At 68.3% G+C, this 13,767-nt stretch carries 13 protein-coding genes; 6 read left to right on the top strand and 7 right to left on the bottom strand.

Annotated elements, in window-relative coordinates:
* Window positions 1–2: 2 nt before the first annotated feature.
* Both ACPXB3_RS11300 and ACPXB3_RS11295 read right to left on the bottom strand, forming a co-directional pair.
* The gene (locus ACPXB3_RS11300; protein WP_425727647.1) at window positions 3–416 is read right to left on the bottom strand and encodes a rhodanese-like domain-containing protein; all 414 of its coding nucleotides are present in this window, start codon (window positions 414–416) and stop codon (window positions 3–5) included.
* Window positions 413–907 (bottom strand): hypothetical protein, encoded by a 495-nt coding sequence (locus tag ACPXB3_RS11295; protein ID WP_425705576.1) that lies wholly within the window; start codon window positions 905–907, stop codon window positions 413–415. Before ACPXB3_RS11295 ends, ACPXB3_RS11300 begins: the two co-directional genes overlap by 4 nt.
* 212 nt (window positions 908–1,119) lie before the next feature.
* Between ACPXB3_RS11295 and ACPXB3_RS11290 the strand changes: the two genes are divergently transcribed.
* Both ACPXB3_RS11290 and ACPXB3_RS11285 read left to right on the top strand, forming a co-directional pair.
* Window positions 1,120–2,103, top strand: coding sequence for an ABC transporter substrate-binding protein (locus ACPXB3_RS11290; RefSeq protein WP_425727646.1), 984 nt, complete (start codon window positions 1,120–1,122; stop codon window positions 2,101–2,103).
* A gap of 153 nt (window positions 2,104–2,256) precedes the next feature.
* Window positions 2,257–3,648, top strand: a complete 1,392-nt coding sequence (locus ACPXB3_RS11285) for an FAD-dependent oxidoreductase (RefSeq protein ID WP_425705577.1) — start codon at window positions 2,257–2,259, stop codon at window positions 3,646–3,648.
* 193 nt (window positions 3,649–3,841) lie between these two features.
* Here ACPXB3_RS11285 and ACPXB3_RS11280 read toward each other — a convergent pair whose 3' ends face one another.
* Complete coding sequence (locus tag ACPXB3_RS11280; RefSeq protein ID WP_425705578.1) at window positions 3,842–4,378, bottom strand: hypothetical protein; 537 nt, start codon at window positions 4,376–4,378, stop codon at window positions 3,842–3,844.
* Window positions 4,379–4,634: 256 nt separating this feature from the next.
* Between ACPXB3_RS11280 and ACPXB3_RS11275 the strand changes: the two genes are divergently transcribed.
* The 3 genes from ACPXB3_RS11275 to ACPXB3_RS11265 are packed head-to-tail and all read left to right on the top strand — an operon-like array spanning window position 4,635 to window position 7,698.
* Window positions 4,635–5,669, top strand: coding sequence for a FecCD family ABC transporter permease (locus ACPXB3_RS11275; RefSeq protein ID WP_425705579.1), 1,035 nt, complete (start codon window positions 4,635–4,637; stop codon window positions 5,667–5,669).
* Window positions 5,666–6,889 carry a FecCD family ABC transporter permease gene (locus ACPXB3_RS11270; protein ID WP_425727645.1) on the top strand — a complete coding sequence of 408 codons (1,224 nt, stop codon included), beginning with the start codon at window positions 5,666–5,668 and terminating at the stop codon, window positions 6,887–6,889. Before ACPXB3_RS11275 ends, ACPXB3_RS11270 begins: the two co-directional genes overlap by 4 nt.
* Entirely contained in the window at window positions 6,886–7,698 is an 813-nt protein-coding gene (locus ACPXB3_RS11265; RefSeq protein WP_425727644.1) for an ABC transporter ATP-binding protein, read from the top strand. Before ACPXB3_RS11270 ends, ACPXB3_RS11265 begins: the two co-directional genes overlap by 4 nt.
* 17 nt (window positions 7,699–7,715) lie before the next feature.
* Here ACPXB3_RS11265 and ACPXB3_RS11260 read toward each other — a convergent pair whose 3' ends face one another.
* The 3 genes from ACPXB3_RS11260 to ACPXB3_RS11250 all read right to left on the bottom strand — a co-directional run bounded on the left by ACPXB3_RS11260 (window position 7,716) and on the right by ACPXB3_RS11250 (window position 10,462).
* Window positions 7,716–8,195 carry a DUF456 domain-containing protein gene (locus ACPXB3_RS11260; protein ID WP_425705582.1) on the bottom strand — a complete coding sequence of 160 codons (480 nt, stop codon included), beginning with the start codon at window positions 8,193–8,195 and terminating at the stop codon, window positions 7,716–7,718.
* Window positions 8,196–8,207: 12 nt separating this feature from the next.
* Window positions 8,208–9,998, bottom strand: coding sequence for a formate-dependent phosphoribosylglycinamide formyltransferase (gene purT, locus ACPXB3_RS11255; RefSeq protein WP_425727643.1), 1,791 nt, complete (start codon window positions 9,996–9,998; stop codon window positions 8,208–8,210).
* A 107-nt stretch (window positions 9,999–10,105) separates the two neighbouring features.
* Entirely contained in the window at window positions 10,106–10,462 is a 357-nt protein-coding gene (locus ACPXB3_RS11250; protein ID WP_425705584.1) for a UBP-type zinc finger domain-containing protein, read from the bottom strand.
* Between the two features lie 47 nt (window positions 10,463–10,509).
* Between ACPXB3_RS11250 and ACPXB3_RS11245 the strand changes: the two genes are divergently transcribed.
* Window positions 10,510–12,105, top strand: a complete 1,596-nt coding sequence (locus ACPXB3_RS11245) for a Na+/H+ antiporter (RefSeq protein WP_425727642.1) — start codon at window positions 10,510–10,512, stop codon at window positions 12,103–12,105.
* Here the strand turns inward: ACPXB3_RS11245 and ACPXB3_RS11240 are convergent.
* Complete coding sequence (locus tag ACPXB3_RS11240) at window positions 12,083–13,711, bottom strand: adenylate/guanylate cyclase domain-containing protein (RefSeq protein WP_425727641.1); 1,629 nt, start codon at window positions 13,709–13,711, stop codon at window positions 12,083–12,085. The genes ACPXB3_RS11245 and ACPXB3_RS11240 overlap by 23 nt on opposite strands.
* Window positions 13,712–13,767 lie beyond the last annotated feature (56 nt).

Here is a 13,767-nt window from a genome sequence, read left to right as displayed (position 1 = left end):
GCTCACGACTGCCTCCACGGAAGGTCGAGGGCCCGCCAACCCTTGAACCCACGGTGATCGTATTCGTCGAGCGCCCCCTCGAATCCGTCGAGGATGTTGTAGGCCTTGCCGACCCCGGCGGCAGTGGCCGCCTCGGCGGCACCGATCGAGCGATGTCCGGAGCGGCAGAGGAAGATCACCTCGTCGTCGTCGGCGATTCCGCCGTCGCGCAACTGCGCCACGAATCCCTCGTTGGGTCGGCCGTCGGGAAAGGTGGTCCATTCGACGAAAAGTGGTCGCTTACCGACGATCTCGAGGTCGGGAACCCCGACGAAAGACCATTCCGCACGGGTGCGACAGTCCACCAGCTTGGCCTTCGGATTCTGCTCGAGCTTGTCCCACGCCTCTTGCGGGGTCAGATCACCGGCATACGTCATGCCTTGCACACCTTCCAGTTCCCGTCTTCCCGAACCGCGGCAACCTTGGTCGTCTGCGTCTCATCGGACTGTTTGTCGAAATGCCAATGTACCGTCGCCCTCGCGCGGTCACCCGACACTTTCAGGTCGGTGATCTCCGGGATCACGATCCGGCCGTTCCTCTCCAACGACTGCCGGTTCTCCGTCGCGAACTCCGGCTGCGCCGGAAACCCGGCCGAATTCACGTCGACGGAACACGTGTGGTCCCGAAAGGCGGTGTAGTCGACGTTGTTGCGCGCGGTGTAGAGATCGTTGATCGCGTACTGCACCTGCGCCGAATCGCCGGCCCGCTCCTGCGCCGGACGGAACAGATACGACAGTCCGATGCCCGCAGCCGCCAGCACGACGACGAGCAGAGCCACCAGGAAGGGCCAGGCTTTGCGCCACGACGGTGCGGCCGGTTCGTCGTCGACGGCCTCGGGCTCACTCCGCCCGCCTCCGCGTCCGACCATGTCGGCGAGTGTATCGACGTACCCCGATCCCGGATCGAGCACCCATGGGACTCCACCCCACCACCCCCAGCAGTTAAGGTGAGGCTAACCAACTAGATCCGCCGATTGTGCGTAACCAAAGGAGAGCCGTGCCCAACATCCGAGGCCGTGTGCCCCGCCCCCGGAAGAACGCTCGTCCCCGAAGGAACGCTCGCCACCTTGCGCTGGCGGGGTTGGTACTGACCGCCGCGATCGGCCTCGCCGCGTGCAGCGCCCCTGCCGAGGACCACACCACGCCCGGCGCGCCATCGCCCGAGTCGGGCGCCCTGCCGGTCACCATCGAGCACAATTACGGCTCGACCACCATCTCGAAACCGGTCACCCGAGTCGCCGCGATGGGTGTGGGCGACGCCGACACCCTGCTCGCGCTCGGCTTCCGTCCCGTGGCGGCCGCACCGTTCGGCTCTCCCGCGAACGTGCGCACGCCGTGGAACGAGAAGCTGCTGGGGTCGGACGAGCCGGTCGCACTCCCCGAGGCGTCCCAGCAGTTCGGCAACGAGATCGCCAAGGCACTGAGCACCGACCCGGACCTCGTCACCGCGGTTGGTGCGGCTCCCACGAAGGAGCAGTACGCCAAGCTTGCCGCCGCCGTGCCGACCATCACCCGCCCGGCGAACCACCCGGACTGGCAGGTGCCGTGGGATGTACAGGCCACCGAGATCGGCCGGGCCGTGGGCCGCCCCGGCGCCGTCGCCGCCAAGATCGGCGAGACCAGCAAGCACGTCGCCGGCCTCGCCGCCGCCCACCCCGAACTGAAAGACAAGACCGCGGTCGCGGTGACCGCGTCGCCCGACGGGACGATCTCGATCTTCGGGCCCGGCGACGGACGCCAACAGATCTTGGCCTCGTACGGCCTACGCTTCCCCGACGGCCTGAAATCGGCCGTCACCAGCGGTTTCTATGGATCGATCGCGCCGGAGAACATCGGCCTGCTCAACCAGGCCGACGTCGTCGTCGTCCTCGATTGGCAGGGCGCCAACGACCAGATACGCAAGAACTCCGCCTGGAACGCCCAGCCGTTCGTGACCGGTGGCCGCACCGTCTATCTCGATCAGGAGGTCGGCACCGCGATGGGTGTGCCGACCGTGCTGTCCATTCCGTGGATCGCCGACCAATCGATCGGTCGGATCGCGACGGCAGCCGGACGGGCGGGCTGACCGATGTGGACACAACACGATATGAGTAAGGTCACCCTAAGCGAGGATTTTGGGTACAGGCTGCGAACGCCTACCGTAGAAGAGATAAGTGTCGACGCGCCGCCTGCGTACCGCGGCGTCTGATTCATCTGAGAACCGAGGTACTGACGCCCAATGACCGACCAAGCCCGCCCACTGCGCGTTGCCATCATCGGCGCAGGTCCCGCCGGGATCTACGCCGCCGACTCGCTGATGAAGTCCGACACGGCCAAGGATCGTGGCGTGTCCATCGACCTCTATGAGCGTATGCCCGCGCCCTTCGGTCTCATCCGCTACGGCGTCGCACCCGACCACCCGCGCATCAAGGGCATCATCACGGCGCTGCACAAGGTCCTCGACAAGCCGCAGGTCCGCCTGCTCGGCAACATCGACTACGGCACCGACATCACCCTCGACGAACTCAAGTCGCACTACGACGCGGTCATCTTCTCCACCGGCGCCACCGACGACCGGGCCCTCGCCATCCCCGGTGTCGACCTCGACCGCTCCTACGGTGCGGCCCAGTTCGTCGCCTGGTACGACGGTCATCCCGACTTCCCGCGCGAATGGCCGCTCGAAGAGGAGAAGGTCGCCGTCATCGGCGTCGGCAACGTGGCCCTCGACGTCGCGCGGGTGCTCGCCAAGACCGGCGACGAGCTGTTCCCGACCGAGATCCCCGACAACGTCTACGCGGGCCTCAAGGCCAACAAGGCCGTGGAGGTGCACATCTTCGGCCGGCGCGGACCCGCGCAGGCCAAGTTCACCCCGCTCGAGCTCAAGGAACTCGATCACTCGCCGAACATCGAGGTGATCGTGAACCCCGAGGACATCGACTACGACGAGGGTTCGGCCGTGGCCCGCCGCGGGTCGAAGATCACCGACCAGGTCGCCACGATCATCGAGAACTACGCGATCCGCGATCCCAAGCAGGGCGCCGTCCACAAGCTCTTCCTGCACTTCTTCGAGAGTCCGACCGAGATCCTCGGCGAGGACGGCAAGGTCGTCGGCCTGCGCACCGAGCGCACCCAGCTCGACGGCACCGGCAACGTCAAACCGACCGGCAAGTTCACCGACTGGGACGTGACCGCCGTTTACCGCGCCGTCGGATACCTCTCCGACAACCTGCCGCAGATCCCGTTCGACAGCCAGGCGGGAGTCATCCCGAACGAGGCCGGCCGCGTATTCGACGAGGGCACCCACCAGACCGGGCTCTACACGACAGGCTGGGTCAAGCGCGGCCCCGTCGGCCTCATCGGCCACACCAAGGGCGACGCCAACGAGACCGTCGACTGCATCCTCGAGGACATGGCCAACGGCGCGCTCCTCGAGCCGGCACATCCCGGCGAGGACGCCGTCATCGAGTTCCTGGAGTCCAAGGACATCCCCTTCACCACCTGGGATGGCTGGTACCGACTCGATGAGCATGAGCGCAATCTCGGTGCGGCACAGGGTCGTGAGCGGGTGAAGGTCGTCGAGCGCGAGGACATGGTCGCCGCGTCGGAGCCACACAAGGTTCCCAAGGGCTGACACACCCGGCACACAGCCGCTGAAAGTGGGGGAAGAATCTTCTTCCCCCACTTTTCTTTTCGCTCCCCAGGAACTTCTGGGGAACGTAACGAGAAGCAGGGGAAGAACTTACAACACCACAGACACGACGAGGGGCGACCGGAGAAATTCCGGTCGCCCCTCGTCGTCTGTGAGAGAAAGGAGAATTCGGCGATCAGTGCCCGAACTCGGCCTGCAGCTGCTGGGCCTGTGCGCGCGACGTGGTGTTGCCACCACCGGACAGACCCGCGTTGGGACCTGCCTTGTCCGACGGAGCGGCGTTCTTCGGCGCCTTCTCCTCCAGCTTGCGCAGGTTCCACCAGAAGCCGACGTTGTCGAGCAGGTTGTCGGCGTTGCTCGAGATGGTGTAGCCCGAGATCGACGACGGGAAGCAGGCGCGCCAGTCGGTCGCGATGGTCAGCGACTGGTCCTTCTTGAGGTTCGAGACGAACTTGTGCTCACCGTTGAATTCCTGCAGCGTGACGTTCGGGAAGTCCGCGCCGCGCGCCGTGACGGTCATCCAGCGCTTCATGTGCCAGATGCCGTCGGTCCACGGCTGGCCCGGAGTGAAACCCCACGAGCAGTTGACCCCGCCGGTCAGGACCAGGTTGGGCACGTCGGCCTGCGCCTGGCCGGTCGAGACCAGCGAACCACCGGCAATACCCGCCGCTGCCAGCGTGGCAACGGCCGCGTTCCTCAAAGACTTCCTCATCGGACTTTCCTCCGTGTCATTTGGCAACCGACCAGGGCTGTTTCCAGCCTGAACGGCACGTTCGAACCATCTTAGTGAGACTTCTGACCGGTCTATCGCCCGACCCTTGTCCGATCGTTACTCGTACCTCAGGCGATTCACAGACGTCGCCACGAATCGTTACACAACAGAAGCCACATCTGCGCCATCTGTACCACCAATCAGACCAGCATGCTGATTAGGTAAGGCAACCCAACTATCGGGTAGTGTCCCGGTTGTGCGCCGCTCCATCGGTCTCGTGTCGATCCTGGCCGTGCTCGTCCTCGCGACGATCGCATCGGTTCTGATCGGCGCCCGAGAAATGCCCCTGTCCCAGTCCTGGGATGCCTTCGCCGCGGGCTGCGGCCAGATCTGGCGCGCCTTGATCACGCTGCACCTGCCTCATGTCGACACCTCGACCGACACCGGCGGAATCGTCTGGCACCTGCGCGTGCCCCGCACCGCCCTCGGCCTGGTCGTCGGCCTGGCGATCGGGGCGGCCGGGGCCATTACCCAGGGACACACCCGCAACCCCATCGCCGATCCCGGGATGCTCGGCGTCAACGCCGGGGCCGCCTGCGCCGTTGTCAGCGGCGTCTACCTGTTCGGCATCACCTCCCCCCTGGCCTATATGGCATTCGGTCTGCTGGGTGCGGTCCTCGCCTCGGCGCTGGTGTTCGGGGTCGCGGCGCTGACCGGCACCGGCCCGGTCACGCTCGTGCTCGCCGGTACCGGACTATCGGCGATGCTCGTCGCCATCACCTCGGCGATCGTGCTCAGCGACACCGCGTCCCTCGATGCCTGGCGCTTCTGGAGCGTCGGGTCGACGGCCGGCCGAAGCATCGATATCTTCTGGGCCGCACTGCCGTTCATCGGTATCGGGCTGATTCTCGCGTTGGCCAGCGGCTTCTTCCTGAACATCCTCAGCCTCGGCGACGACATGACCACGGCGCTGGGCAGCCGGGTCCTGCTGATCCGCGCGGTGGGCATCGCCGGCATCACCCTGCTGATCGGATCCGCGACCGCGGCCTGCGGACCCATCGTCTTCCTCGGGTTGGTGGTGCCCCACATCGCGCGTGCGTTCACCGGCCCCGACTACCGCTGGATCATCCCGTACTCCGCACTCATCGGCGCGGCCCTGCTGCTGGTGTGCGACGTCATCGGCCGCGTCGTGGCGCGCCCCGGTGAGATCCAGGTCGGCGTCGTACTGGCCTTCGTCGGCGCGCCGTTCCTGATCGCCATGGTCCGACGGACGAAGTTGACGAGCGTATGAGCAGCAACACCGCCGACACCCCCGTCGTCCCGGCGCGACCGCTGCGCTCGACTACCCGACGCATCGTGCGCCTCGGCCCGACGTCGTGGGTGTGGCGTCCACGGGTGCTCATCTCGGTCACCATCTCGCTCGTGATCGCATTCGTGCTGTTCCTCGCGAGCGTCACCATCAGCGACTACCCCGTCACCCCGATCGACGTCATGCGCATCATCCTCGGCGGCGGCACCCGCATCGAGAACGTCGTCATCCTCGACGACGCGGTACCGCGTGCACTCGTCTCGGTGCTGGTCGGCTTCGGGCTCGGGATGTCCGGCGCCCTCACCCAACTCATCGCACAGAATCCGCTGGCCACCCCCGACATGCTCGGCATCACCGCAGGCGCCGGGGCCGCGGCCGTGACCGCGATCGCCTTCGGCACCAGTTGGGGTGCATGGCTCGCCGACCTCGGAGTCCCGGTGGCCGCGCTGATCGGCGGACTGGGCACCGCGGCGGTGATGTATCTGCTCGCCTGGCCGGGCCGCCGCGGTATCGATTCGGCCCGCTCGCTCCGCTCCCGGCGCCGGTCCGATTCGGCCCGCTCGCTCCGCTCCCGGCGCCGGTCCGATTCGGCCCGCTCGCTCCGCTCCCGGCGCCGGTCCGACCACGCCATCAACCCCCTACGACTGGTACTCATCGGCGTCGGCATCACCTGGGTTCTGCAGGCCGCGACCTCATATCTGTTGACGCGAGCCGAGATCCGCGATGTCGGCCGCGCCCAGACCTGGCTCGTCGGGTCGGTGGCCAACACGTCGTGGTCGAGTGTGTGGCCGGTCGCCGCCGCTCTCGTGCCGGCCGTCGTCGCCACCGGAGTCCTGGCCCGCCAGATCGATGCGATGAGCCTGGGCACCGACCTCGCCCGGGCGCTGGGCGTGCGGACGATGGCGGTGTCCGGTGCCGTCCTGCTGATCGCGGTGATCGTCGCCGCACTTGCCGTGTCCGCGGCCGGCCCGATCGCCTTCGTCGCCCTGCTCGCCCCGCAAATCGCTATGCGCCTGTCCGGCACGGCGATCCCGACACCCGTCGCATCCGGCGCGATCGGGGCGATCCTGGTCGTCGGCGGCGACATCTGCTGCCGCACACTACTTCCGGACGGGCTGCCGGTGGGCATCGTCACCGCCGCGCTCGGTGGCCCGTTCCTCATCTACCTGATGATCTCGATCTCCCGAAAGGCGACCGTATGAGCCGACTCTCCGCCCGCGACCTCGTCGTCGGCTACGACGAGCGCATCGTCATCGACGGCCTCGACATCGACATCCCCGACTCCGCGATCGCCACGATCATCGGCCCCAACGGCTGCGGCAAGTCGACGCTGCTGCGCTGCCTGGCCCGGCTGCTGCCTGCCCACTCGGGCGTGGTGCGCCTCGACGGCATCGACATCACGAAGATCAGACCGAAGCAAGTCGCCCGAACGTTGGGCATCCTGCCGCAGAATCCCGTTGCGCCCGAAGGGCTCACGGTCGAGGACCTGGTCAGCCGGGGCCGCCACCCGTATCAGAAGTGGTATCAGCAGGCCTCCGCCGACGACGCGGCCGCGGTCGCCGAGGCACTCGAGATGACCTCGACGGCCGAGCTCGCCGACCGGACCCTCGACGCGCTCTCCGGCGGGCAGCGCCAGCGCGTCTGGATCGCCCTGGCCCTCGCGCAGGGCACCGATCTGCTGTTGCTCGACGAGCCGACCACCTATCTCGACCTCGCACACTCACTCGAGGTACTCGACCTGGTGCACTCACTCAAGACCGAACACGGCAAGACCATCGTGATGGTGCTGCATGACCTCAATCTGGCTGCGCGCTACAGTGATTCACTGTTCGTGATGAACGACGGCCGGCTGGTCTGCCACGGCGGCCCGGACGAGGTGATCACCACCGATCTGCTCTCCCACGCGTTCGGTCTTCGCGCGCAGGTCGTCGCCGACCCGGTGTTCGGCGGCCCGATGATCGTGCCGATCGGCACCCACAGCGCGCGGCCGGTCCCGGCCGTCTCCGGATAGCCGCACCCACCACGTGGTCACCACAGCAGGGCGCCGGTCAGCCACACCCCCGCGGCGAGCAGCGACGCGGACAGTTCGATCCCGATCGTGTATGCCGACGCCGTGGTCGCGGCGAGGGTGCCACGCCAGGCGGCGGTGGTGGTTCGCGTACGTACCAGTTCGGAAGCCATTGCGCCGAGGACGAATCCGACGAACAGGCCGATGACCGGCAACACGAAGAAGCCGACGATGCCGACCACCCCGCCGACGACGATCGTGCGATTGGGGATCTCATGGCCGCGCAGAAATCGCCCCGCCACAAGGTATTTGACGATCCAGCCGAGCCCGATCAGCGCGGCCGCGACCGCGAACACGGCCCACGCGTAACCGCCGATCACCCACGCCCACACCAGGATCGACGCGACGACCACCAGGCTGCCGGGCAGCACCGGGATCACGATTGCGAGCAAGCCCACACCGATACCCAGACCGACGAGGACCTCGCCGTAGATGGGCAAAATCGGCGCCGGTCAGTCGACTTTGGCCGGCGAGTCCGAACCGGCGGCCTCCGGGCGTGGCTCGCCCGGTCCGGCGGGGGGTCGTTGCGCGGGTACCGGCCCCCGGCCGGCGGCCTGTGGACCGGCCTGTGGACCACCGCGCGGACCGGGCGGAACCGGTGCCCCGACGGGTGGCCGACCGGGTGGACGGCCCGGGCCGCCGGGCGGGACCGGCGGCCGACCGGGCCGGGGCGGACCGCCGGCCGGCGGCCTGCCCGCCTGCGGTCCACCGGCCGGGGGCGCGGGCGGACGGGGGCCCCGCCCGGGCACCGCGGGCCGGGTCCGACCAGCGGGCGGCACCGGCGCGGGCGCACCGCGTCGCGCAGGCCTACCGGAGACCGGTGCCACGATCGAGGCGGCCCGCACGGCACGTTCCCGCGCGGTGGTGATGTCGTCGGCGGTCGCGGTGACCACACCGACGCGACGCCGGTGGAAGCTCTCGGGTTTACCGAACAGCCGGATGTCGGTCTCGGGTACCGCGAGCGCGCGGGCCACGTTCTCGAAGCCGATCGCCTTCTCCTCGAGCTGTCCGTAGATCACCGCCGACGCGCCCGGCGAGGCCAGGGTGACGTCGACCGGCAGCCCGAGGATTGCCCGGGCGTGCATCTCGAACTCGCTGAGTCGCTGGGTGGCGAGGGTGACCAGCCCGGTGTCGTGCGGTCGGGGGCTCACCTCGGAGAAATAGACGTCGTCGCCCTTCACGAACAACTCGACACCGAAAATGCCTCGGCCCCCGAGCTTTCCGTCGCCGAGCGCGGTCGCGACGCGCGCCGCGATCGAGGTCGCCGCACCCAGGGCGTCGGTGCTCATGTCGTGGGGCTGCCAGCTCTCGACATAGTCGCCGCCGACCTGCTGATGGCCGATGGGTGCGCAGAAGTGGGTTGCGAGCCGGCCGGTCGCCGGGTCGATGGCGCGCACGGTCAGCAAGGTGATCTCGTAATCGAAATCCACCCAGCCCTCGACGATCACACGTTCGGACGACACCCGGCCGCCGGTGATCGCGCTGTCCCACGCGGCGTCGATGTCGGCGGCACTCTTGAGGACCGTCTGGCCCTTGCCCGACGACGACATCACCGGTTTGACCACACACGGATATCCGACCTGTTCGACCGCCACCCGCATCTCGTCGCGCGAGCCGGCGAACAGGTAGGGCGAGGTCGGCAAGCCGAGTTCCTCGTCGGCGAGCCGGCGGATTCCCTCCCGGTTCATCGTCGCGACCACCGCCCGCGCCGTCGGGATGACCTCGGCCAGTCCCCGCTTCTCGACGACCTCGAGTGCCTCGGTGGCGATCGCCTCGATCTCCGGGACCACATAGTGCGGCTGGTACTTCTCGATCAGGGCGACGATCGCATCGCCGTCGGTCATGTCGATGACCGCGGCGTGGTGGGCGACCTGATGCGCGGGCGCGTTCTCGTACCGATCGACCGCGACGACCTCCACACCCAGCCGCTGGAACGCGATCACGAGTTCCTTGCCCAGCTCACCGGCGCCGAGGATCATCACCCGCGTCGCGGTCGGCGAGAGCGGGGTGCCGAGGACGTCGGGCGGACCGACGGGCGACGACACCGGCTGGTGCGCTGCCTGCACCTGCGTCGGCGCCTGGTACACCGCCCCGGGCGGCTTACGATCTGCGCCCGGCTGGGAACCACCGGTCTGGGTGCCACCGGGTTGGGGGACCTGGACGACGGGCGCCTGCGGGGTCGGCTCCCCCTCGGGGCGCGAGGGCTCCTGCGGCGCAGCTGCGCTCTCGGTGTTCGAGGTCATTCCCGGATTCTACGTGGCCCCGACGCGCCGGGTACCGGAGACCACGCTCGCCGACCATCACTCGATATGAGGCTGTGACCTGCGTGGACGCCGGATTCACCGGCGGCTCAGCCGACCACCTGGTGGATGTAGCACCAGCGCCACACCTCGCCGGGTTCGGCCGAACGCATGACGGGATGCCCCGATGAGTGGAAATGGGCGGTCGCATGCTTGCGCGGCGACGAGTCGCAGCAGCCCACGTGACCGCACCCGAGGCACTTGCGCAGGTGTGACCAGTGGTTCTCACCGAGCGCCACGCAGTCCTCACATTCGTCGGTGCGGGCGGCCGCCGGCGGATCGGTGGCCGGGTCCGCACCCACCGCCGCGAGGTCCGGGCACCGGCCGGCCGCGACGGGCCGGGCCGCCGCGGCCTCCTGAGCCGACGACGGGTCAGAGGTGCGGGAACGACGTCCGAACAATGCCATGCGCCCATTATCCGCACCCGCCCGGACGTGCCGGTAGGTTGACGCGGGTGAGTGCCTCACTCCTGCTGGTTGCCGCGGTGTCACTCGGGATCGCGGCCCTGTGCCGCCACTACGGCCTGTCTGCCCCGCTGGTGCTGGTGGCCGTCGGGCTCGGCATCTGCTGGATCCCGGGCCTGCCCGACGTCGCACTCGATCCCGAGTTCGTGCTGTTCGTGATCCTCCCGCCCCTGTTGTATTCGGCGGCCCAGGAGAGCTCGTATCACGAGATCCGCGCCAACCGCCGGGCCATCGGGCTCCTCGCGGTGGGGCTGCCCGTCTTCTCGACGATCCTGGTGGGTCTGGTCGCCTGGGCCCGCATCCCGCATGTCCCGCTGGCCGCGGCCCTGGTACTCGGCGCGGTGGTGGCCCCGCCCGACGCCGTCGCGGCACAGGCGATCGGCCGCCGGGTCGGTCTGCCGCGCCGCATGATGACACTGCTCGGCGGGGAGAGTCTGCTCAACGACGCGACCTCGCTCACGGCGCTGCGGGTGGCACTCGCGGCGGCCATCGGCGCCACCACCACCGTGTGGAGCGGCATCTCGACGTTCCTGCTGGCCGCGGTCGGCGGGGTGGCGGTCGGCCTGGCGATCGGCTACCTGACCGGGCGCATACGCACGTGGCTCACCGATCCGACGATGGAGACCGCCATCGGCATCATGGTGCCCTTCGGCACCTACTTCGTCGCCGAGGAGTTACATACGTCCGGTGTCATCGCGGTGGTGACGGCGGGCCTGCTGCTGGGCCAGCGCTCGGTACGACTCGGCTACGCGACCCGCATCCAGGACGATGCGGTCCGCAAGTCCATCGATGCCCTTCTCGAGGCATTCGTGTTCCTGCTCATCGGTTTACAGCTGCCGGAGCTGCTCCGCGGTCTCACCGGCGAATCCTGGACGCGCATCACCATCGACGCGATCATCGTGCTGGCCACGGTGATCGCCGTCCGCTTCGTCTGGGTGTTCCCGGCGACATATCTGCCCCGGCTGCTCTCCCGGCGGATCCGGTCGAACGACCCGGCACCGAAACCGAGTGCGGTCTTCGTCCTCGGCTGGGCTGGGATGCGCGGTGTCGTGTCGTTGGCCGCGGCATTCTCGATCCCGCTCTACACCGACTCGGGCGCACCGTTTCCGGCCCGCGCGGAGATCCTGTTCCTCACATTCGTGGTGGTCGTGGGCACCCTGCTGGTCCAGGGCACGACGCTGCCGTGGATGATCCGCAGGCTGGGAGTCGGCGAGGACGACACCACCGAGGAGCTGCTCGCCTTCGCCGGCGCACAGGACCGCGCCTCGCGTGCCGCCGAGCAGGCGCTCGACGACATCGAAGCCGAGATGGGACCCGGCGACGTCCGGCGCGACCAGATCGGGTTGCTACGCAAATGGCTCACCACCCAACGCAATACCGCCTGGGAGGACCTCGGCCGTGGGCCGGAGGCGATCGGCGAGAGCCCCAACGCGGCCGGCAATCGGATCCGGGCCAAGCTGTTGGCAGTTCAGCGCAAGACCTTCATCGACGAGCGTGAGGCCGGCCGGATCGGCGACGAGGTCCTACGTAAAGCCTTGCGGCGCCTGGACTTCGCCGAGGGACTCACCGACCGCGACGAGAATTGACCGGCGCGTCGCCGACCCCGGCAGCCCCGTCGGCCATCTGCGGGGACGCATCTGCATCATCGAGATCGGCGTACTCGTAGACGACGGTGCCCTCGGTGCGGCCGCGCAGCGTGACGGTCTCGGCGCGACGCCAATGGTCCCGCTCATCACCACCGGCGGCCTCGACGGCGCGGCCGGATGCCAAGGGGCGCCGTGGATCACGCTTGGCGAGTTCGGACAGGCGGGCACTCTCGTTGACGGCGTCGCCGATCACCGTGTACTCGAATCGTTGGATGGCACCGACGTTTCCGGCGACGACGGTCCCGTGGCTGACCCCGATACCGGCCCGGACTTCCGGTACGTCCTGCGCGAGCCGCACCGCGATGGTGCGCGCCGCGGCCAATGCCGCAGTCGCACAATCGGAGAGTGCGATCGGTGCCCCGAACACCGCGAGCACCGCATCACCCTCGAATTTGTTGACCAGCCCCTTGTTCTCCTCCACCGCACCCACGATCACGCCGAAGAAGCGGTTCAAGATCTTCACCACCTCGGTCGGTGAGCGTTCGGCCGCCAGCGTCGTCGACCCGATGACGTCGACGAAGACCGCCGCGACCACCCGTTCGGAACCGCCGAGTTCCGGATCGGAGGTCAAGGCCGCCTCGGCGACCTCCCGCCCGACGTGGCGCCCGAAGAGATCTCGCACGTGTTCACGTTCCCGCAGCCCGCCCACCATGAGGTTGAAACCGGCCTGCAGATCACCGAGTTCGGTGCCGTCATAGACGACGACCTCGACGTCGTCGAGTTCGCCGGACTGCACCCGCCGCAGCGCCATACGCACACTACGGATGGGTCCGATGACGCTCAGCGACGTCAGCACGGTCAGGATCAGTCCGGTGGCCAGTGCCGTGACCGCCAGCACGGCGACGCCGACGAACATGTCGACCTTCGAGGTCTCGTCGCGAAAGGCCCCGAACAGCACCACCAGCAGAATCCCGGTGACCGGGATGGCCGAACCGACGAGCCACGAGACGACCGATCGGCTGCGCACTCCGCTGCGCTTTCGCCAGCCGTATCCAGCGCTGATGAGGTCGGCGGCCACCGGCCGCAAGGAGAACTCGATGAGCAGATATGAGACCGCCACGACCACCACACCGCTGAGGCCGATGACGAAGATCGTCTTCGGGATGAGGTCGGGGTCGAGGATGCCGTAACACAGGGTGAACATGATGACCGCACCGGTCCACAGGACCGCCTGGATACTCACCAACCGCCACGGCGCCCGGCGCGCGCGGCGCGCATCGCGTTCGGTCGGCCGCCGATCCCGGATGGCCCACTGCAGGTCACGAACGACAACGATGGTGCCCCAACCGATTCCGATGACAAATGCGGCCACCACATAGAGCGGCACGGCAAGGAAGTTGACCCACCAGAGCTCGGGCTGGAAGACCGAGGGTTCCGGAATGCCCACCGACGACAGCGCGATCGCGATGATCGCCCCGACGAGATTGGAGACGACGATCGACGAGGTCAGCAGCGTCTGGATCCGCAGACGCTGTTTCAGCCCGCTCTCACCGGCCGCCCCGAGCAGGATCGAGCCGTAATCGCGCCTCCCCCGGATGGATCCCATGGCACTCACCTTCTCACGACACGCCACCGGGGGGAACGAGTCGCCGGTAAACTCCG

Source organism: Gordonia sp. DT219, assembly GCF_049847065.1.
Taxonomy (GTDB): domain Bacteria; phylum Actinomycetota; class Actinomycetes; order Mycobacteriales; family Mycobacteriaceae; genus Gordonia.
This window is presented reverse-complemented; position numbering and strand designations above follow the sequence as displayed.

Bases quoted from the DNA above. Each gene is read 5' to 3' on its own strand.
- ACPXB3_RS11300 (WP_425727647.1), bottom strand. From the start codon at position 416: ATGACGTATGCCGGTGATCTGACCCCGCAAGAGGCGTGGGACAAGCTC.
- ACPXB3_RS11295 (WP_425705576.1), bottom strand. From the start codon at position 907: ATGGTCGGACGCGGAGGCGGGCGGAGTGAGCCCGAGGCCGTCGACGAC.
- ACPXB3_RS11285 (WP_425705577.1), top strand. From the start codon at position 2,257: ATGACCGACCAAGCCCGCCCACTGCGCGTTGCCATCATCGGCGCAGGT.
- ACPXB3_RS11280 (WP_425705578.1), bottom strand. From the start codon at position 4,378: ATGAGGAAGTCTTTGAGGAACGCGGCCGTTGCCACGCTGGCAGCGGCG.
- ACPXB3_RS11270 (WP_425727645.1), top strand. From the start codon at position 5,666: ATGAGCAGCAACACCGCCGACACCCCCGTCGTCCCGGCGCGACCGCTG.
- ACPXB3_RS11265 (WP_425727644.1), top strand. From the start codon at position 6,886: ATGAGCCGACTCTCCGCCCGCGACCTCGTCGTCGGCTACGACGAGCGC.
- purT (WP_425727643.1), bottom strand. From the start codon at position 9,998: ATGACCTCGAACACCGAGAGCGCAGCTGCGCCGCAGGAGCCCTCGCGC.
- ACPXB3_RS11250 (WP_425705584.1), bottom strand. From the start codon at position 10,462: ATGGCATTGTTCGGACGTCGTTCCCGCACCTCTGACCCGTCGTCGGCT.
- ACPXB3_RS11240 (WP_425727641.1), bottom strand. From the start codon at position 13,711: ATGGGATCCATCCGGGGGAGGCGCGATTACGGCTCGATCCTGCTCGGG.